This window comes from Streptomyces sp. NBC_00122, assembly GCF_045160845.1.
In the GTDB taxonomy this organism is placed as follows: Bacteria; Actinomycetota; Actinomycetes; order Streptomycetales; family Streptomycetaceae; genus Streptomyces.
In genome coordinates this window covers 3527975-3547548 of sequence record NZ_CP108191.1, presented here as the reverse complement: position 1 = coordinate 3547548, position 19574 = coordinate 3527975, and the positions used below count along the sequence as shown (strand labels likewise).

Below are 19574 nucleotides of genomic sequence, written 5' to 3'. Positions count from 1 at the left end.
TCAGAAGGTCCGTACGGGGACCTCGCCGGGCCTACCTGGCCAAGCCACGGCGTGGCCGCAGCGCACGCCGGTAGACTTTGGGCTGGTCCGCCCGGCCGTACGCACGCCTTCGTGCCCGCGGCGCCGGGCGGCGCAACCCGCGACCGGAGGAGTGCAGTGGCAGCCAAGGACGGGGCATCAGCACCCGGGAAGTCCGGCGCGAGCTCCAAGCACGACGCGCTCATGCGCGCCTCGCTGAGCGCGGTCGCACCTGGTCAGCCACTGCGCGACGGCCTTGAGCGGATCGTCCGCGGCAACACCGGCGGCCTCATCGTCCTCGGCATGGACAAGGCCGTCGAGGCGATGTGCACGGGCGGCTTCGTCCTGGACGTGGAGTTCACCGCGACCCGGCTGCGCGAGCTGTGCAAGCTCGACGGCGCGCTCATCCTCGACAAGGACCTCACCAAGATCCTGCGGGCCGGTGTGCAGCTGGTGCCGGACGCGTCGATCCCGACGGAGGAGACCGGCACGCGCCACCGCACGGCGGACCGCGTCTCCAAGCAGTGCGGGTTCCCGGTGGTGTCGGTGTCGCAGTCGATGCGGCTGATCGCGCTGTACGTGGACGGGGAGCGCCGGGTCCTGGAGGAGTCCGGGGCGATCCTGTCGCGGGCGAACCAGGCGCTGGCCACGCTGGAGCGGTACAAGCTGCGGCTCGACGAGGTCGCGGGCACGCTGTCGGCGCTGGAGATCGAGGACCTGGTCACGGTCCGCGACGTGACGGCGGTCGCGCAGCGGCTGGAAATGGTCCGCCGGATCGCGACCGAGATCGCCGAGTACGTGGTCGAGCTGGGTACGGACGGCCGGCTGCTGTCGCTGCAGCTGGACGAGCTGACGGTCGGGATCGAGCAGGAGCGGGAGCTGGTCATCCGGGACTACGTGCCGGAGCCGACGGCGAAGCGTTCCCGCACGGTGGAGGAGGCGCTGCCGGCGCTGGACGCGCTGACCCATCCCGAGCTGCTGGAGCTGGCGATCGTGGCGAAGGCGCTGGGGTACACCGGGTCGCCGGAGACCCTGGACTCGGCCGTGTCGCCGCGGGGCTACCGGCTGCTGGCGAAGGTTCCCCGGCTGCCGGGGGCGATCATCGAGCGGCTGGTGGAGCACTTCGGCGGCCTGCAGAAGCTGCTCGCCGCCAGCGTGGACGATCTGCAGATGGTGGACGGCGTGGGCGAGGCCCGTGCCCGCAGCGTCCGCGAGGGCCTCTCGCGGCTCGCGGAGTCCTCGATCCTGGAGCGGTACGTCTAGGCCCCAGGGCCTGGACCCGCGCCCGCAGGGGCTATTCCTTCTTCAGGACGAACGAGGTGCGGGCCACCGGCATGCCGGGCGACTTGACCTCGACCACGTACGTGTCGGGAGCCGCAGCCCCCGCCGGAGGCGTAGCGCACTGGTCGGGTGCGCTGAACTTGCGGTCCCATTCCAGTGACTGCTTCGTCTCGCTCTGCGCGGGAACGCGGTAGAACGCGCTGCCCGCGCCCGTCGGGCAGTCCGCCGAGGACCACACCGCCTTGCCGCTGGTCGCCTGAAGGATGGTCAGGACCGCCTGCTTCGGGCCGAGGTCGAACTTGCAGGTGGTGCCGGCGATGTTGCGGGCGACGAGTTCGAGGCGGGGCTTCTCGTTCGCCTCGTACTCGTTCTTCACGCTCTTGACCTCCCACTGCAGCGCGGCCGGCGCGCACGTGGGCAGGCCGGGGTCCGCCGGGACCGGAGCCGCGCCGCCAGCGGCCGCGCCGCCGGGGCCGGAGGAGCCCCCGCCGGAGGAATCCGCGCCGGAGGAGCCCGCGGCGCCGCCAGGATCGCCGTTCTTGCCCCCGCCCGTGGAGCCCGCGCCCCCGGAGCCCGCACCCGTGCCGCCGCCCGACTCCGTGCGTCCGCCCGGGGCCTGGCTGATCGCCGGACCCGAACCGGCCGGTCCGGGAGTGATCGTGGTGACGGGATCCTTGCCGCCGTGACCCTTTCCGTTCGTACTCGTCTTGCCCCCGCCGGAACTGACGGTCCATACGGCGAGGAGCGCCAGGAGCGCGACAACGGACGCCAGCACAGCCCTCCGTCGCCAGTAGATGGAGGAGGGGAGCGGCCCGACCGGATTGCGCAGAGATCCCACGAACGGAACTTTACGAGAGTCCGGGACCCGATCAGTGCCCCACATGCCGCACAGCGGACTTGTTTTGGCGATGATCATCCTGCGGGTGCAACCGGAGGCGCCGGGAATCGGCCAGGAGTCTGACGCGGAGGTTGATTCCGCCTGCGTACGGTCGGTGACCATGAACAGCTCCGGCCTCTACCTCGACATAACCGGCTTCGCCCACTCGACACCCGCCTGGGTCCGGTCGGCGTTCGAGGCCTGGACGGAGTACGGACTGCTGCTCTTCGGAGTGCTCTTCCTGGCCGTCTGGTGGCGCTCGCGCGGACAGCACAGTCCTCGCGCGGTCGCCCTCGCCGTCCTGGCCCCGCTGGCCACGGCGGCCGCGTACGTCGCCTCGGAGGCCGTGAAGTCCGCCGTGGAGGAGGAACGGCCCTGCCGTGCCGTGGCCGGGGCGGCGGCCTCGCTGGTCCCGTGCCCGGCGACCGGCGACTGGTCCTTCCCCAGCAACCACTCCGCCCTCGCGGGCGCCGCCGCCGTCGCGCTGGCCCTGGCCGTACGCCGCATCGCGCTGCTGACCGTCCCGCTCGCGCTGCTGATGGCCTTCTCCCGCGTCTTCGTCGGCGTGCACTACCCGCACGACGTGGCGACGGGCCTGCTGCTCGGCGGTTCGCTGGCCGCCCTCCTCGTCCTGGCCCTCGCCGGTCCCGTCAGTACGATCATCGCCGCCATGCGGGCGAGCGGGGTCCGCGCCGCTGTCTGGTTCACCGGCCCGGGCCCGGCGCGCGGGACCCGAAACGTGCCAGGATGCCGAGTGCCATGACTGCATCCCCCAATTCCCCCGAAACCGCCGTCTCCCACCCGCTGCACTCCCCCGTCATCGCGTGGTTCGACGAGCACGCCCGCGACCTGCCCTGGCGCCGCCCCGAGGCCGGCCCCTGGGGGGTCATGGTCAGCGAGTTCATGCTCCAGCAGACCCCGGTCAGCCGGGTGCTGCCGGTGTACGAGCACTGGCTCGCCCGGTGGCCCCGCCCCGCCGACCTGGCCGCCGAGGCCCCCGGCGAGGCCGTACGGGCCTGGGGTCGGCTCGGCTACCCCCGCCGGGCCCTGCGGCTGCACGGCGCGGCCGTGGCGATAACGGAGCGGCACGGGGGCGACGTACCGCGGGATCACGCGCAGCTCCTGTCGCTGCCCGGGATCGGCGAGTACACCGCGGCCGCCGTGGCCTCCTTCGCGTACGGGCAGCGGCACGCCGTGCTCGACACCAACGTCCGGCGGGTCTTCGCGCGCACCGCCACCGGCGTGGAGTACCCGCCGAACGCCACCACCGCCGCCGAACGGCGCCTCGCCCGGACCCTGCTGCCCGACGACGAGGACACCGCGGCCCGCTGGGCGGCGGCCTCGATGGAGCTCGGCGCGCTGGTGTGCACCGCCAAGAACCCCGACTGCGCCCGCTGCCCGGTGGCCGGGCTGTGCGCGTGGCGCCTCGCCGGGAAGCCGGCGCACGAGGGGCCGCCGCGGCGCGGGCAGACGTACGCGGGGACCGACCGGCAGGTGCGCGGCAGGCTTCTCGCCGTGCTCCGGGAGGCGGTGGGCCCGGTTCCGCAGGCCGTGCTCGACACCGTGTGGGAGGAGCCGGTGCAGCGCGCCCGGGCGCTCGACGGGCTGGTCTCCGACGGTCTGGTGGAGCCGCTCGAAGGAGGGCGCTACCGGCTCCCCCTGAGCTGATCCCGAACAGATCCGCACATGGCTGGAAGCTGAGTCCCGGATTCCGCTTCCAGCCGGGAAACCGCAGCTCACGGGCGCTGTTACACAACCTATGGGTGTCCGTGCGCCCACCGAAGGCTGGCCCGCACAGCCCCGTGACAACCCGTCCGTAACTTCGGATCCGTAAGACGGCGATTGAGCGGTTGGTCGGAACGGAGGCGGTCTGAGATGGCGCACGGCGAGGTACTCGAATTCGAGGAGTACGTACGCACTCGGCAGGATGCGCTGCTGCGCAGCGCCCGGCGCCTGGTCCCGGACCCCACCGACGCGCAGGACCTCCTGCAGACCGCCCTCGTCCGCACCTACGGCCGCTGGGACGGCATCGCCGACAAGTCCCTGGCCGACGCCTACCTCCGCCGGGTCATGATCAACACCCGTACCGAGTGGTGGCGCGCCCGCAAGCTCGAAGAGGTCCCCACCGAGCAACTCCCCGACGCCTCGGTCGAGGACGGCTCCGACCAGCGCGCCGACCGCGCCCTGCTGATGGACATCCTCAAGGTGCTCGCGCCCAAGCAGCGCAGTGTGGTCGTGCTGCGACACTGGGAGCAGATGAGCACCGAGGAGACGGCCGCGGCACTCGGGATGTCAGCGGGTACCGTGAAGAGCACTCTGCATCGCGCGCTGGCCCGTCTCCGGCAGGAACTGGAGAGCCGGGACCTGGACATGCGCGCGCTGGAACGCGGTGACCACACCATGCGGTACGAGGGGCGTGAGCGGTGCGCGGCCTGAATGGCCAAGGACTGACCGGCAGGTATTCGCTGGTCATGATGTCGGCGGGGACGGTCGTCCTCGTCGGCACAGCCGTGTTCGCGGTCGGCTGCGCCACGGGCGGCACCGGCCTGCGCGACGGCGGGCCCGCACGGACCGACGCGGTGGCGAAGACCACCCCGAACACCCCCTCCCCCGACGCCTCCTCGGCCGCCCCCTCCGGCGGGCCCCTCAAGAAGGTCGACCCGGTGGCGCTCCTCAAGGCCGACCCCAAGGTCAGCGCCGAGATCAAACGGGACCTCAAGCCCTGCACGGGCAAGGAGTACCCGGTGGACGTGAGCTACGGGAAGGTCACCGGCAGCGCCGTCGTCGACATCGTGGTCAACGTCCTGTCCTGCGCCGACGCCCTGGGCCGGGGCTCGTACGTGTACCGCGCGGACGGCGCGACGTACGAGAATGTCTTCTCGGACGAGCAGCCGCCCGTCTACGCGGAGATCGACCGGGGCGACCTGGTGGTCACCAAGCAGGTGTACGGAAAGAGCGACGCCCTCGCCTATCCGTCGGGCGAGGACGTGATCACGTACCGGTGGAACGGAGAGAAGTTCACCGAGCAGGACCGCGTGCACTCCGAGTACAGCAACGTGGTCGACAGCGGGAACCAGCCCGCCCCGGCCATCACCCAGAAGAACTGAGTACCGAAGAACCGAGGCGAGGCTTCCACATGGCCGAGACCCATGTCCTGTTCGTGGAGGACGACGACGTCATCCGCGAAGCCACGACCCTGGCGCTGGAACGCGACGGGTTCGTGGTCACGGCCATGCCCGACGGTCTGTCCGGCCTGGAGTCCTTCCGGGCGGACCGCCCCGACATCGCCCTGCTCGACGTGATGGTCCCCGGCATGGACGGCGTGAGCCTGTGCCGCCGCATCCGCGACGAATCCACCGTCCCCGTGATCATGCTGTCGGCGCGCGCCGACTCCATCGACGTGGTGCTGGGCCTGGAGGCGGGCGCCGACGACTACGTCACCAAGCCCTTCGACGGCTCGGTCCTCGTCGCCCGGATCCGCGCCGTGCTGCGCCGCTTCGGCCACGCCGGCGGCCCGCAGAACGGCGGTCCGAACGGCGGCGACGGCCAGGACGCGGAGCGCGGGGTGCTGTCCTTCGGCGACCTGGAGGTCGACACGGAGGGCATGGAGGTGCGCAAGTCGGGCGCGGCCGTGGCGCTGACCCCGACCGAGATGCGGCTGCTGCTGGAGTTCTCCTCCGCGCCCGGCACCGTACTGTCGCGCGACCGCCTGCTGGAGCGGGTCTGGGACTACGACTGGGGCGGCGACACCCGCGTCGTCGACGTCCACGTCCAGCGGCTGCGCACCAAGATCGGGCAGGACCGGATCGAGACGGTCCGAGGCTTCGGATACAAGCTGAAGGCCTGAGGCACCAGAGCATGAGGCGCTTCACCCTGCGCACGGGGATCCGCTGGAAGATCACACTCGCCATCGCCGCCGTCGGCGCGCTGACCGCGGTCGCGCTGAGCCTGGTGGTGCACAGTGCTGCCCGCGTGTCGATGCTGGAGAGCGCCCGCGAGGTGCAGCTGGACCGCGTGCAGTTCATCTCCCGCAACGCCGAGGCCGGGCGCAAGCCCCCCATGGGCGCCAAGCTCAACGACCCGGAACTGCCGGCCCAGCTGCGGGAGAAGGCACGCTCCGGGCGGCGCGGGACGTACGTCCAGGAGTCCGCCAAGAGCGCGCCCGAGGTGTGGGCCGCGGTACCGCTCGGCAACGGGCAGGTGCTGTCGCTGCACACGCAGTTCCGGGAGAGCGCCAACATGGTGCGCGACCTGGACCGGGCGCTCGTGGTCGGCTCCCTCGCCGTCGTGATCGGCGGTTCGGCGCTGGGCGTGCTCATCGGCGGACAGATCTCGCGTCGGCTGCGCAAGGCCGCGACGGCCGCGCAGCGGGTGGCGCACGGGGATCCCGAGGTGCGGGTGCGCGATGCGGTCGGGGGTGTCGTACGGGACGAGACGGACGACCTCGCGCGGGCCGTGGACGCCATGGCCGACGCCCTCCAGCAGCGGCTGGAGGCCGAGCGGCGGGTCACGGCGGACATCGCGCACGAGCTGCGCACGCCCGTTACGGGCCTGCTCACGGCCGCGGAGCTGCTGCCTCCGGGGCGGCCGACCGAGCTGGTGCGCGACCGGGCGCAGGCCATGCGCGCGCTGGTCGAGGACGTGCTGGAAGTGGCCCGGCTGGACAGCGCGTCCGAGCGGGCGGAGCTCCAGGACGTGGCGCTGGGCGAGTTCGTGAGCCGACGCGTGACGGCGCTGATGCCGGAGGCCTCCGTACGGATCGTGGCGGACGAGATCGTCAGCACCGACCCGCGCCGCCTGGAGCGGATCCTGGGCAACCTGCTGGCCAACGCCGCGCGGTACGGGCGGCCACCGGTCCAGGTCGACGTCGAGGGCCGGGTCGTGCGGATCCGGGACCACGGGCCGGGCTTCCCGGAGGCACTGCTGCGCGAGGGGCCGAGCCGGTTCCGGACCGGGTCGACGGACCGCGCGGGCGTCGGGCACGGGCTGGGGCTGACCATCGCGGAGGGGCAGGCCCGCGTGCTGGGCGCCCGGCTGACCTTCCGCAACGTGGCCGCCCCGGGCGGCTCGGAGCGCGAGGGCAGGGCCGCGGGCGCGGTGGCGGTCCTGTGGCTGCCGGAGCACGCGCCGACGGCGACGGGAAGCTTCCCGGTCATCAAGCTGTCGCAGGGCTAGGGCCAATGCCGTTGACATTGATCTGGATCGGTGAGACGACGTCATCGGGGGTGGTGGCATGGCGTCGTCTCTGCCGGATCTGGCCGGGGTGGGTGTGCTGACCCGGATGTATCCGCCGTGGCTGGTGGACGAGGTCGTGGCCCAGTGCGACCGGACGGAGAAGCGTCGGCGGCTGTTGCCGGCCCGGCTGGTGGTGTACTTCCTGCTGGCGATGGCATTGTTCTCGCCCGCGCCGTATCTGGAGGTCATGCGGCACCTTGCTGAGGGCCTGCGGTGGGCGGGGCTGTGGGGGTCGTGGCATCCACCGAGCAAGGCTGCCATCTTCCGGGCGCGTGGACGGCTCGGGGTCGAACCGATGGCCGCGCTGTTCGACAGATGCGCCCGACCGCTGGGCACGCCCGCGATGCCCGGGGTGTTCTGGAGGGGCTGGCGGCTGATGGCCATCGACGGCACCCGTTTCGATGTCGCCGACAGTGCGGCGAACGCCGCTGAGTTCGGCCGCCCTGGGACCGGCCGCGGGGAAGGCACCGGCGGATATCCGCAGGTCCAGGTCGTCGCTCTGGTCGAATGCGGCACCCACGCCGTCGTCGATGCGGTGCTCGGCGGCTGGCATGACGGCGAGGTCCGCCTCGCCGAGGACCTGGAACGCTCACTGACCGAGGACATGCTCGTCCTGGGCGACCGCAACCTGCCCTCGACCCGGTTATGGCGAGCCCTGACCAGCAGCGGCGCTGACCTGTGCTTCCGCGCCAAGACCAACCGCCGCCTGCCCGTCCTGCAAACACTGCCCGACGGGTCCTGGCTCACCGTGATCCAGGCCGGAGACGACAAGAAGGCCGGCCGCGAGCCGGTGGCGGTCCGCGTGATCCGCTACCGCCTGGACGACCCGGGACGACCCGGCGAGGACCAGTACGTGCTGCTGACCTCGGTCCTGGACCCGGTCCGGGCCCCGGCCGCCGACCTGGCCGCGCTCTACCCGCAACGCTGGGAGTGCGAGAGCGTCCTGGACGAGATCAAGACCCATCAGCGCGGCGCCAAGACCGTTGTCCTGGCCAGCAAGACCCCCACCGGCGTCCGCCAGGAGATCTATGCCCACCTGCTGGTGCACCACGCCCTGCGCGCACTGATGGCCGAAGCGGCGGCCGGTAGTCCCGAGCCGGTCGACTGCGACCGGCTCTCCTTCACCACCGCCCTGCGGGCGGCCCGCCGCACCGTGACCATCCTGCCCGGCTCTTTTTCCCCCTGACCACCTGCACAGGGCCTGGCGGCATTTCCGCGCCGAGGTCACCGAGCGGCTCCTGCCCCCGAGGCGACTGCGCAGCCAGCCCCGGGTCGTCAAACGCAAGATGTCGAACTACAAGGCCAAGGCCAGTCGCCACCGCGACTGGCCCCAGCCAACCCGGCCCTCACACGACGCCATCGTGATCCAACCGCCATAAAGCAACGGCATTGGGGCTAGGGCCCAAGGCCCGGTACTGTCCGAGTCGGTACCGGACGGTACGGGGCAGGGGCTTGTGATTTAGCATCCGTGGCATGACCGACGGCACGAATCCTCAGAGCAACCCGCAGCCCGAGCCCGCCCCGGGGAGTGGTGGCTACGGGTTCCCGCCGGGACCGCCCGCCCAGGACGGCTACGGCTTCCCGCCCGGCTCGCCGGTGCAGAGCGGCTACGGCTTCCCGCCGCAGGCGCCCGCGCAGGACAGCGGTGGCTACGGCTACCCGCAGCAGCCCGGGTCGCCGAACCCGTACCAGCAGGGCGCGTACCAGCCGGATCCGTACGCGCAGGACCCGGCGGCGCATGCCCCGTGGTCCCCGGCGCAGCAGGCGGTGCCGGGCATACCCGGCGGCGACCAGCCGGACTGGGAGGCCATGGCGGACCGCTCCGACGCCGAGCGGCGCCGCAAGCGGCTGTGGATGCTGGGCGGCGGCGTGACCGTACTGGCGCTGCTGGCCGGTGGCGGAACGTTCTTCCTGCTCAGCGGCGACAACGGGAAGCAGGACAAGGCGGACGACAACCCGTCCGCGTCCGCGTCCGCCTCACCGGGTGATCCGTCCGGGTCGAAGTCTCCGGCGCCGTACTCCCCCACCGTCGAGGGTGACCAGACGCTGCTGCGCGACAGCTACGGCAAGATCGGCATCCGGCTGGGCGCCGACACGCAGATCGCGCCGGTGGGCAAGCGGTTCCAGATCATCTCGAAGGGGACGGCGAACTCGTACGCGCAGGCCTCCGAAGAGGCGGTGGACGTGACGAAGAGCTTCACCGTCACGGCCCGCGTCTACAACTCCGCCACCAAGGGCGGGCGGATCGCCGTGAGCCAGGGCGACGGGGAGTCGTTCTCGTTCGAGCTCGGTCTCGACGAGATGAACGGCAAGCCGGCCTGGATCTTCCGGGTGCAGACGGGCGACAAGGGCGCCGCGGCGACCGCGCGGACCGTCGCCGCCGAGGGGCTGCCCATGGTCAAGACACCCACCACGCTGATGGCGACGTACGACGCGGAGAAGAAGACGATCGCCCTCTACGTGGAGGGCAAGAAGGCCGGCGAGGCACAGGTGCCGGGCATCTGGCAGGCCCCCGGACCGCTCCAGCTGGGGCGCTCCAAGCACCACAACATCTGGGTCAACGCGTGGCAGGGGGCCATGCACAACGTCCGGATCTACGACTCGGCGTTCTCGCAGGAGCAGGTCACCGCGTACGAGGACGGCAAGCTCCCGGCAACGACGAAGCCGTCGCACGCTTGGCTGCTGACCTGACGCGTCAGGCGCGGCGTACGCACCTGACGGGTCGGCTGGTCCGGCTGGTTCAGCTGGTCCAGCCGGCTCAGACGGTGACGCCGGCGCCGCGCAGGAAGGACACCGGGTTGACGGCGGAACCGTAGTTCGGGGTGGTCCGGATCTCGAAGTGCAGGTGCGGGCCGCTGGAGTTCCCGGTGTTGCCGGACAGGGCGATCTGCTTGCCGGCGGAGACCTTCTGCCCGATCTTGACCTGGATCTTCGAGAGGTGCGCGTACTGCGAGTACGTGTTGTTCGCGTGCTTGATCACGATGGCGTTGCCGTACGCCGGGCCGTCACCGCCGCCGCCCGGGCCGGCCTTCACGACGGTGCCGGCGCCCGCGGCCTTGACCGGGGTGCCGACCGGGACGGCGAAGTCCTGGCCGGAGTGCTTGTGGGACCACATGCTGCCGCCCTTGCCGAAGGTCGCGGACAGCGTGTACTTCGCGACCGGCTTGCTCCAGGTGCCGCTCTTCGCGGAGGTCTGCGTCGTGTCGGCGAACGCGGCGGTCGTCCCGGCCCCCAGAGCCAGCACCGCACCGAGAGTGGTTGCGCCGACGGCGATACGGGTACGACGGGTGATGACGCGCTTCGCGAACATGAAGGAGACCTCCGGGGCCGGGGACTAGGACGGGTTCGGGCATCAAGTGACCCGGCACGCTGAGCGGTGTGCCGGGCTTGCCCACCCTTGGTAACCCGCGCCCCCTGACATCCCCAAACCTCCCGATTACTACCGGAGGCCGTAGGTACGACCACAGCCGTCCCTCCTGTTGACCCTGTCCTTACCGGGTCGACGGCGGGGCAAATCGGACCTTTGGATCTACGAAAGTTCCTAGTAGGTCCGATTTGTCCTGTGCGGCTTGTCACCGGCCGGGGGCCATTGGATCTCCCCCAAAGCGCCCTCACCATCTTCGGCCTGGACCTGGCCCCCGGCTCCGCCCGCTGGCCGCTGGCCGCTGGCCGCTGGCCGCGGCGTACGTCTCGTTGGAGGCCGACCGCGCCGCGCCGGACGAGCCGGGCGAGAGCGTCGCCCGCCGCACCCTGCCCGCGGACGCGCTCCTCACCGAGCACCACCGGATCCTGCTGCGCGGCGAAGCCGGATCCGGCAAGACCACCCTCATCCAGTGGCTGGCCGTCGCCGCCGCGCGCGGCCCCGGGGAGGGCCTCGTCCCGTACGTCCTCCCCCTGCGCACCCTCACCGCCACGGCGAGCGGCTGCCCTCGCCGCGCGAGTTCCTGGCGGCGACCCCGCTGGACGGGGCGGCCCCCGACGGCTGGGCCGCCCGCGTCCTGCGCGGCGGCCGCGCGCTGCTCCTGGTGGACGGCTTCGACGAGATCCCGGCAGCCGAGCGGGACCGGGCCCGCGACTGGCTGGCCGACCTGATCACCGCCTACCCGGGCAACCGCTGGCTGGTCACCTCCCGGCCCTCGGCGGTCCGGCAGGACTGGCTCGGCGCGGAAGGCTTCGACGAGGTGCTCCTCACCCCGATGACCCCGGACCACGTCCGCGCCTTCGTCACCCGCTGGCACGCGGCGGCCGCACCGGTCGACCCGGCGCTGGAGGGCCGGCTGCTGGAGTCCGTACGCACCAAGCCGGACCTGGCCCGGCTGGCCACCAATCCGCTGCTGTGCGGGCTCATCTGCGCCCTGCACCGCGAACGGCGCGGCTTCCTGCCCTCGGGCCGCAAGGAGCTCTACACGGCCGCCCTGTCGATGCTGCTGCACCGCCGGGACCGCGAGCGGGGCCTGCGGCTGCCGGACCTGGCCGAGGAGCCCCAGCTCCAGCTGCTCCAGCGGCTCGCGTACTGGCTGATCCGCAACGGGCGCACCGAGCTGGACCGGGACCGGGCCGAGGCGCTGATCGCGGACGCGTTGCCCGCCGTACCCGCCGTCCGCGTACTGGGCGAGGCCCCGGCGGTGTTCCATCCGGCACTTCCTGGAGCGCTCCGGGCTGCTGCGGGCGCCCACGGCGGACACCGTCGAGCCACCGCACCTTCCAGGACTTCCTGGGCGCCCGGGCGGCCCTGGACGAGGGCAGCTTCGGCGAGCTGGCCGCCCACGCGGACGACGACCAGTGGGAGGACGTCATCCGCATGGCGGTGGCCCAGGGCCGCCCCCGCGACCGCGCCGGGATCATCCGGGAGCTGCTGGCCCGCGGCTCGCACCGGTCGGTCCTGCTCGCCCTGGCCTCCCTGGAGTACGCGGACGAGCTGGACCCCGTACTGCGCGCGGAGGTGGAGCGGCAGGCGGGCCGGCTGATCCCGCCCACCGGCGTGGGCACGGCGCGCGAGCTGGGGCGGATCGGACCGCTGGTCCTGGAGCTGCTCCCGCCGCCCGAGGAGGCCCCCGACGGCCGCGGCGGCCCTGTACACGGTCCAGGCGGCGGGCGGGGTGCTGTCGGAGCGCGCGATCCCCTTCCTGGCCCGCTACGGCGGCCACCCCTCCTACGAGGTCCGCGCGGAGCTGGCCAGGCTCTGGCCGCGCTTCGAGACGCGCCGATACGCCGCGGTGGTCATCTCCCTCCTTCCCCCGGACCAGAACGTCACGGCCGTCTCGGACGAGGAGGTGGCCGCCCTGGCCGACTTCTCGCCCCGGCGGGACCTGAACGTGGTCGGCGAGGTGACGGGCGAGGCCCTCACCGCGTACCTCCGGGAAGTCAAAGCCGAGTACCTGACCGTGCGCGGCAACGACCTGCTCACCGACCTCGATTTCCTGAAGGGGCAGGACGCACTGGTCTCCGTCGAGATCTCGCACTGCTCCGGGCTCCGGGCTCCGGAACCTGGACGGGCTGAGGGGGCTGCCCGTCCGGTCGGCCGTGCTCGACCTGCGCGGCCGCAGCCTGCCGCTGGGCCCCGTCCTCGCCGACTGGACCTCCCTGCGCGACCTCGTGCTCCGCGGCACCCACGCGCCCTGGTCACTGGACGGCTTCGCCCCCGGAGTGGCACTGAACAGCGTCAACCTCTACTCGGTGACGCCCGAGGACGCGGGACCCGTCGGCTTGTCCCGCCACCGCCGACTGCGGTCCGTCTCCCTCGGGGAGTGCTGGGCCCCGCGCCACCCGGGCGAGTGGCAGGAGCTCGCACCGCTCACGGAGCTGGCCGAGCTGGCCGTCACGGGCTCCGCCCTCCGTCTCGCCCCCGACGGCCTGTGCATGCCGTCGGTGGAGGAGCTCCACGTGCCCCGGGCGTTCGACGGTGGCCTGGACCTCGCCCGCCGACTGCCCGCGATCTTCCCCCGGCTGCGGGTCCTGTCCGGGGATTTCGACGAGGCGGCCGTCCGCGCCCTGCTCCCCTCGCACATCAAGGTGATCCGTTCGTAAAACGCGTTCGCGGAAAAGGGGCGGCCCCGGAACCTCTCGGTCCCGGGGCCGCCCCTTCGTACTGCTACCGCCCCGCGGTGGTTACGCGCCCTTCGACAGGTCCGGGCCGGAGCCCGTGGCCTCGATCGGGGGGAGGTCCGGCAGAGCCGACTTCTCCTCGCCGCGGAAGGTGAACTTGGCGTCGTCGCCCTCACCCTCCTTGCCGACGACCACGATCTGACCGGGACGCAGCTCGCCGAAGAGGATCTTCTCCGACAGCAGGTCCTCGATCTCGCGCTGGATGGTCCGGCGCAGCGGCCGGGCACCCATGATCGGGTCGTAGCCGCGCTTGGCGAGCAGGAGCTTCGCGTCACCGCTCAGCTCGATGCCCATGTCGCGGTCCTTCAGGCGCTCGTCGACCTTCGCGATCATCAGGTCGACGATCTGGATGATGTCTTCCTCGGTGAGCTGGTGGAAGACGACCGTGTCGTCGACGCGGTTGAGGAACTCGGGCCGGAAGTGCTGCTTGAGCTCTTCGTTGACCTTCGCCTTCATCCGCTCGTAGCCGGTCTTGGTGTCGCCCTGGGCCGCGAAGCCCAGGTTGAAGCCCTTCGAGATGTCCCGGGTACCCAGGTTGGTCGTCATGATGATGACCGTGTTCTTGAAGTCCACGACCCGGCCCTGGGAGTCGGTCAGGCGACCGTCCTCCAGGATCTGGAGAAGGGAATTGAAGATATCCGGGTGGGCCTTCTCGACCTCGTCGAAGAGGACGACGGAGAACGGCTTCCGGCGCACCTTCTCGGTGAGCTGGCCGCCCTCTTCGTAGCCCACGTAGCCGGGGGGCGAACCGAAGAGACGGGAAACCGTGTGCTTCTCGCTGAACTCCGACATGTCGAGGGAGATCAGCGCGTCCTCGTCACCGAAGAGGAATTCGGCGAGCGTCTTGGAGAGCTCGGTCTTACCGACACCGGACGGACCGGCGAAGATGAACGAGCCACCCGGGCGCTTCGGGTCCTTCAGACCCGCACGGGTACGGCGGATCGCCTGCGAGAGCGCCTTGATGGCGTCCTTCTGGCCGATGACCCGACGGTGGAGCTCGTCCTCCATGCGGAGCAGTCGCGAGGACTCCTCCTCGGTGAGCTTGAAGACGGGAATGCCGGTCGCGGTCGCGAGGACTTCGGCGATGAGCTCGCCGTCGACCTCGGCGACGACGTCCATGTCGCCGGCCTTCCATTCCTTCTCGCGCTTGGCCTTCGCCGCCAGCAGCTGCTTCTCCTTGTCACGGAGAGACGCCGCCTTCTCGAAGTCCTGGGAGTCGATGGCCGACTCCTTGTCGCGGCGCACGGCCGCGATCTTCTCGTCGAACTCGCGGAGGTCCGGCGGCGCGGTCATCCGGCGGATGCGCATCCGGGAGCCGGCCTCGTCGATCAGGTCGATCGCCTTGTCCGGGAGGAAGCGGTCCGAGATGTACCGGTCCGCCAGCGTCGCCGCCTGGACGAGGGCCTCGTCCGTGATGGAGACGCGGTGGTGGGCCTCGTAGCGGTCGCGCAGGCCCTTGAGGATCTCGATCGTGTGGGGGAGGGAAGGCTCCGCCACCTGGATCGGCTGGAAGCGGCGCTCGAGGGCCGCGTCCTTCTCGAGGTGCTTGCGGTACTCGTCCAGCGTCGTGGCACCGATGGTCTGCAGCTCACCACGGGCCAGCATGGGCTTGAGGATGCTGGCGGCGTCGATCGCGCCCTCGGCGGCGCCCGCACCCACGAGGGTGTGGAGCTCGTCGATGAACAGGATGATGTCGCCGCGGGTGCGGATCTCCTTGAGCACCTTCTTCAGGCGCTCCTCGAAGTCACCGCGGTAGCGGGAACCGGCGACCAGGGCACCCAGGTCAAGCGTGTAGAGGTGCTTGTCCTTGAGGGTCTCGGGGACCTCGCCCTTGACGATCGCCTGGGCCAGGCCCTCGACGACGGCGGTCTTGCCGACGCCGGGCTCGCCGATGAGGACCGGGTTGTTCTTGGTACGGCGGGACAGCACCTGCATGACCCGCTCGATCTCCTTCTCGCGCCCGATGACCGGGTCGAGCTTGGATTCGCGGGCCGCCTGGGTGAGGTTGCGGCCGAACTGGTCCAGGACGAGCGAGGTCGAGGGCGTGCCCTCGGCCGGGCCGCCGGCCGTGGCCGACTCCTTGCCTCCGCCGGTGTAGCCGGAGAGCAGCTGGATGACCTGCTGCCGGACTCGGTTGAGATCGGCGCCCAGCTTCACGAGGACCTGGGCGGCGACGCCCTCGCCCTCGCGGATCAGGCCGAGCAGGATGTGCTCGGTGCCGATGTAGTTGTGGCCGAGCTGGAGGGCCTCTCGGAGCGACAGCTCCAGGACCTTCTTCGCCCGCGGGGTGAAGGGGATGTGGCCGGACGGGGCCTGCTGCCCCTGACCGATGATCTCCTCAACCTGCTGGCGAACAGCCTCGAGCGAAATCCCGAGGCTCTCCAGGGCCTTAGCGGCGACACCCTCACCCTCGTGGATCAAGCCCAGGAGGATGTGCTCGGTGCCGATGTAGTTGTGGTTGAGCATCCGGGCTTCTTCCTGAGCCAGGACGACAACCCGCCGCGCGCGGTCGGTGAACCTCTCGAACATCGTTTATCGCTCCTCAGAGCGGTCGGGCAGTTCGGGGTCGGTCCCCGCCCTGTCCTTCCGCATGCTAGTCCCGCGGGGCGGGACAGCTCATTCCAACTGCCGACATCCGTCCGCGGCTCACCCCCACATCTGCGAGGAAAACCGGCTTGAAGAGCCGACAACTGCTCCAACCCGATGGTGCGAGACGATGTTCCCGCAGGCCAGGCAGATACCCGTCATGCGTGTACGCCGATGGCGAACGGAAGCCGCTCAAATCAGCGTGTCGCCCCGATCCACTAGGAATGTCTTACCCGTAAGGACTGACACTCCATGCCCGCGGCACCACTTCCCTCCGCTAAGGGCGAACACGCTTGCGTCCCGAATGTGGGACTCCACCCCGCGGATGTTTACGTTCCGCATTGATCCGGGTGCCGTGTGTCACTCTCCCGGCTGCCGCCGGGAGGTGCCCCGGCCGTAACCCGCAGCCGTTTGGGGAGTTGCTCCGGACATGGCCTTCAGCACCGTCGGCGCCCCCACCGTCCCGCTGCCCCGCGTTCCGGCCGGGGAAGCCGCGCACGCCTCCTGGTACCGGCGCGTGCTCGGCTGGGCCGTTACGGGCGGCCCGCCCGGCCAGCTCGTCACCGGGACCCGGTTCGACGTGCTGGAGCTGCCGTCCGACGCCGGCGCGGCGCTGCTCCGCAGGCCCGTCGCCACCGGGCCGGTGACCCTCATGGGGCGCCGGATGCGGTTCCTGGTGGCCGCGGGGGGCGCGGAGGAGCTGGAGGGGCTGCTCGACTGGCTGGAGTGGGGCGGGGTCGACCTGGAGCTCACCGGCCTGGGTGCGGGTGGCCGGATCACCGCCCCCGCTCCCCCCGGTGAGGCCCCCGACCCCCGGGGAGCCGCCGTGTGGCTGCGACCCCCCGAGCAGGGCTGTGAGGCGCTGCTGCCCGCCCTGCCGGGCCTCGGGGAAGGCGCCGGGCCCACCCGTCGGCCCGATCTCGTACGCCTGGTGGCCGCCGCGGCGACGGAATGCCACCGCGCCCGCCTACGGCGCCGTACGATCCGGTCCGGTCAGCCCTTGGCCTTCTCGTAGGCCTCGCGGATCTCGGCCGGGACGCGGCCCCGGTCGTTCACGCTGTAACCGTTCTCCTTCGCCCATGCGCGGATCTCGGCGGTGTCCGGGTTACCGGTCGTCGCGGAGGCGCGGCCCTTGGCGCGGGCCGCGGTGGCGCGCCCACCGGTGCGGCGGCCGCCCTTGGTGTACGGGTCGAGCAGACCGCGGAGCTTTTCAGCGTTGGCGGTGGTGAGGTCGATCTCGTAGGTCTTGCCGTCCAGAGCGAACGTCACCGTCTCGTCCGCCTCGACACCGTCGAGGTCGTCGACAAGAAGGACCTGAACCTTCTGTGCCACCGGGATTTCCTTTCATAGAAAAGCAGTACGCGGAAAGGAAACCGCTTTTGCCTGGAAAACACAAACCCCCCGGCGAGAGGTTCGAGACCGCAACAGGGAGGGAAACGTGCGCGATTCGGACATAGGCCACAGGCGGGTGGACGCCGGAAAAGCCGCGTTGATCGCTCAGAGGTGCAGAAGCATCCGACTGTTACCCAAGGTGTTCGGCTTCACTCGTTCGAGACCGAGGAACTCGGCGACGCCCTCGTCATAGGAACGCAGGAGCTCCATGTAGACATCGGTCTCCACCGGGGTCTCGCCGATCTCGACGAAGCCGTGCTTCGCGAAGAAGTCCACTTCGAAGGTGAGGCAGAAAACCCGGCTCACCCCGAGCTCGCGGGCCGTCCGCAACAACTGCGCCAGTACCTGATGACCGACGCCCGCACCCTTCAAGTCGCGGTCGACCGCCAGAGTGCGCACTTCGGCGAGGTCTTCCCACATCACGTGGAGAGCTCCGCAGCCGACGACCTGGCCGTCGGAGTCGCGTTCCGCGACCCAGAACTCCTGGATGTCCTCGTAAAGGACGACGGGGGCTTTGTCGAGCAGGATCCGCTGCTGCACGTACTGGTCGAGCAGGCGCCTCAGCGCGGGAACATCACCGGTGCGGGCACGGCGGATCGTGACTGTTTCTGCGTGTGCAGCGGAAAACTCTCCCATGGCCCCGGACGTTATCGCCCCGGTGTGCCCGGACGCTCGGCGGAGTCCCCTTCGGCTTCGGCCGGCGCGGGGGCTTCGGCCGCGGACTCGGCGGCGGTCTCGGCCGCCGACTCGGCCGCGGACTCGGCGGACTCGTCGTCGTGCTGGACGATCCGAACGGCGTCCCTGAGGGCTTCCCGCTGTTCCGCGGACATCATGCCGAAGAAGGCGACGAGGGCGGCCGCGGGGTTGTCGCTCGTCGACCAGGCTTCGTTCATCAGTGCGGCCGAGTAGGCGGCACGGGTGGAGACCGCCGTATATCGATAGGCGCGGCCTTCCGCTTCCCGGCGGACCCAGCCCTTCTGATGAAGATTGTCCATAACGGTCATGACCGTGGTGTACGCGATGGACCGTTCCTGCTGGAGGTCTTCCAGCACTTCCCGAACGGTGACCGGGCGGTTCCACTGCCACACCCGCGTCATGACGGCGTCTTCGAGTTCTCCCAAGGGGCGAGGCACAACAGCACGATAGTGCGGCTTGTGGGTAATTGCCCGACTATTCGACCCGCCAACGCGCAAAAAATCGGACGCGGGGCCCGAGGCCCTGCGCCCGATAGCCGAAGGGTTCTACTTCTGGGGCTGGCGGGCGGCCTCGGCCCGGGCGATCACGGCGTCGACCGCCGCGTCCTCCTTGGCCTTGTTGGCGCCGCCCTGGCTCTTCACGATCGTCACGACGAGAGCGATGAAGAACCCGGCCATCACGACGGGGGGCACGAGCGCGGAGACGTAGTCCATGCCCATCAGCGTAGCTACACGGCGGTGCGCTCGGCCGCCGGGGGCGGGGTGGGCTTGCGGCGCGGCGGGAACACCTCGCCGGGCGTCGGGATGGGCTTCCCGGGCTGCTCGGGCTTCCCCGGCCGCTCGGGGCGGGGCTGCTCCTTGGGCCTGGGCGCCGGACGGCCCGGCTGCCCGTCCTTGCCCCCGGCCAGGGCCAGCAGCCGGGTCCGGGGCGCGGGGGCGGTCGTCAGCCGCCGCCGTACGGAGCGCTCCAGGACGGCCTGGGCGCGGTCCAGCAGCGCGGCCGCGACCGGGTTGGCGCGCAGGGCGCGCAGTGCGGCGAGGTCGTCGGGCACGGGCTCGTACCCGGCGGCCAGGGCGTCCTGCAGCAGTTGCAGGTAGCCGGAGAGACTGCCGGGCAGAGCGCCCCGGTAGCGGGCCAGATCCTCCGCGAGGAAGGCTCTGAGCCGGGCCGCCTCCTGGACCACGTCGTCCACCGACTGCGCGAGGCGCAGGCAGTCCTGGACCTCCTCGGCCGCGAGGGGGGCCGAGGAGGACTGAAGGGCGTGGGCGAGCGAGCGCCTGAGCACGTGCAGTTCAGCGGCGCTGAACGCCATGCCGCCGCGGGATCCGTAGGGCGTGGGCATAGGCTGAAGATACGCGCTAATCGGACAAAAACCCCTGAGGGT

General features: G+C 71.2%; 20 protein-coding genes and 1 pseudogene. 13 read left to right on the top strand and 8 right to left on the bottom strand.

Annotated features, from left to right (window positions below; genetic code table 11):
• Positions 1–156: 156 nt before the first annotated feature.
• On the top strand, positions 157–1281 hold the full coding sequence (disA, locus tag OG737_RS16825) for a DNA integrity scanning diadenylate cyclase DisA (RefSeq protein ID WP_328926971.1): 1125 nt from the start codon (positions 157–159) through the stop codon (positions 1279–1281).
• Between the two features lie 31 nt (positions 1282–1312).
• Here disA and OG737_RS16820 read toward each other — a convergent pair whose 3' ends face one another.
• Positions 1313–2137, bottom strand: a complete 825-nt coding sequence (locus OG737_RS16820; protein ID WP_405679095.1) for a hypothetical protein — start codon at positions 2135–2137, stop codon at positions 1313–1315.
• Between the two features lie 160 nt (positions 2138–2297).
• Between OG737_RS16820 and OG737_RS16815 the strand changes: the two genes are divergently transcribed.
• The 8 genes from OG737_RS16815 (at position 2298) to OG737_RS16780 (ending at position 10102) form a co-directional block, all read left to right on the top strand.
• Positions 2298–2939, top strand: a complete 642-nt coding sequence (locus OG737_RS16815; protein WP_328926969.1) for a phosphatase PAP2 family protein — start codon at positions 2298–2300, stop codon at positions 2937–2939.
• Positions 2936–3844, top strand: coding sequence for an A/G-specific adenine glycosylase (locus OG737_RS16810; RefSeq protein ID WP_328926968.1), 909 nt, complete (start codon positions 2936–2938; stop codon positions 3842–3844). Before OG737_RS16815 ends, OG737_RS16810 begins: the two co-directional genes overlap by 4 nt.
• A 207-nt stretch (positions 3845–4051) precedes the next feature.
• Positions 4052–4612 carry a SigE family RNA polymerase sigma factor gene (locus OG737_RS16805; RefSeq protein WP_319727094.1) on the top strand — a complete coding sequence of 187 codons (561 nt, stop codon included), beginning with the start codon at positions 4052–4054 and terminating at the stop codon, positions 4610–4612.
• A gap of 38 nt (positions 4613–4650) precedes the next feature.
• Positions 4651–5283 carry a hypothetical protein gene (locus OG737_RS16800; RefSeq protein ID WP_328930366.1) on the top strand — a complete coding sequence of 211 codons (633 nt, stop codon included), beginning with the start codon at positions 4651–4653 and terminating at the stop codon, positions 5281–5283.
• Positions 5284–5312: 29 nt separating this feature from the next.
• On the top strand, positions 5313–6023 hold the full coding sequence (cseB, locus tag OG737_RS16795; protein ID WP_328926967.1) for a two-component system response regulator CseB: 711 nt from the start codon (positions 5313–5315) through the stop codon (positions 6021–6023).
• Positions 6024–6034: 11 nt separating this feature from the next.
• Positions 6035–7351, top strand: coding sequence for a two-component system sensor histidine kinase CseC (cseC, locus tag OG737_RS16790; protein WP_328926966.1), 1317 nt, complete (start codon positions 6035–6037; stop codon positions 7349–7351).
• A gap of 58 nt (positions 7352–7409) precedes the next feature.
• Positions 7410–8597: an IS4 family transposase gene (locus OG737_RS16785; protein WP_328926695.1), complete on the top strand. Its 1188-nt coding sequence runs from the start codon at positions 7410–7412 to the stop codon at positions 8595–8597.
• Positions 8598–8884: 287 nt separating this feature from the next.
• Positions 8885–10102 carry a LamG-like jellyroll fold domain-containing protein gene (locus OG737_RS16780; protein ID WP_328926965.1) on the top strand — a complete coding sequence of 406 codons (1218 nt, stop codon included), beginning with the start codon at positions 8885–8887 and terminating at the stop codon, positions 10100–10102.
• Positions 10103–10169: 67 nt separating this feature from the next.
• Here the strand turns inward: OG737_RS16780 and OG737_RS16775 are convergent, their stop codons facing one another.
• Positions 10170–10721, bottom strand: coding sequence for a M23 family metallopeptidase (locus OG737_RS16775; RefSeq protein WP_328926964.1), 552 nt, complete (start codon positions 10719–10721; stop codon positions 10170–10172).
• Positions 10722–10966: 245 nt separating this feature from the next.
• Between OG737_RS16775 and OG737_RS16770 the strand changes: the two are divergent.
• From OG737_RS16770 to OG737_RS16760, 3 genes and pseudogenes are all read left to right on the top strand, one after another.
• Positions 10967–11266, top strand: a pseudogene (locus OG737_RS16770) (hypothetical protein); the annotation flags it as partial.
• On the top strand, positions 11245–12378 hold the full coding sequence (locus tag OG737_RS16765; RefSeq protein WP_405679099.1) for an NACHT domain-containing protein: 1134 nt from the start codon (positions 11245–11247) through the stop codon (positions 12376–12378). The pseudogene OG737_RS16770 and the gene OG737_RS16765, both read left to right, overlap by 22 nt.
• A 556-nt stretch (positions 12379–12934) precedes the next feature.
• Positions 12935–13438: a hypothetical protein gene (locus OG737_RS16760; RefSeq protein WP_405679101.1), complete on the top strand. Its 504-nt coding sequence runs from the start codon at positions 12935–12937 to the stop codon at positions 13436–13438.
• A gap of 81 nt (positions 13439–13519) precedes the next feature.
• On the opposite strand, the gene OG737_RS16755 is transcribed toward OG737_RS16760, so the two are convergent.
• Positions 13520–16045: an ATP-dependent Clp protease ATP-binding subunit gene (locus OG737_RS16755; RefSeq protein WP_328926962.1), complete on the bottom strand. Its 2526-nt coding sequence runs from the start codon at positions 16043–16045 to the stop codon at positions 13520–13522.
• Between the two features lie 487 nt (positions 16046–16532).
• Here OG737_RS16755 and OG737_RS16750 point away from each other — a divergent pair, with 487 nt between their 5' ends.
• Positions 16533–17117, top strand: a complete 585-nt coding sequence (locus tag OG737_RS16750) for an SCO3374 family protein (protein ID WP_405921709.1) — start codon at positions 16533–16535, stop codon at positions 17115–17117.
• On the opposite strand, the gene OG737_RS16745 is transcribed toward OG737_RS16750, so the two are convergent.
• From OG737_RS16745 to OG737_RS16725, 5 genes are all read right to left on the bottom strand, one after another.
• Complete coding sequence (locus OG737_RS16745; protein ID WP_328926960.1) at positions 17096–17434, bottom strand: Lsr2 family protein; 339 nt, start codon at positions 17432–17434, stop codon at positions 17096–17098. The two genes, OG737_RS16750 and OG737_RS16745, sit on opposite strands and share 22 nt — an antisense overlap.
• Before the next feature lie 165 nt (positions 17435–17599).
• Positions 17600–18130 carry an amino-acid N-acetyltransferase gene (locus tag OG737_RS16740; RefSeq protein ID WP_328926959.1) on the bottom strand — a complete coding sequence of 177 codons (531 nt, stop codon included), beginning with the start codon at positions 18128–18130 and terminating at the stop codon, positions 17600–17602.
• An 11-nt stretch (positions 18131–18141) separates the two neighbouring features.
• Positions 18142–18627, bottom strand: a complete 486-nt coding sequence (locus OG737_RS16735) for a BlaI/MecI/CopY family transcriptional regulator (RefSeq protein ID WP_328926958.1) — start codon at positions 18625–18627, stop codon at positions 18142–18144.
• A gap of 108 nt (positions 18628–18735) precedes the next feature.
• On the bottom strand, positions 18736–18903 hold the full coding sequence (locus tag OG737_RS16730) for a hypothetical protein (protein ID WP_328926957.1): 168 nt from the start codon (positions 18901–18903) through the stop codon (positions 18736–18738).
• A gap of 14 nt (positions 18904–18917) precedes the next feature.
• Positions 18918–19502, bottom strand: coding sequence for a hypothetical protein (locus tag OG737_RS16725; protein WP_328930365.1), 585 nt, complete (start codon positions 19500–19502; stop codon positions 18918–18920).
• Positions 19503–19574: the final 72 nt, after the last annotated feature.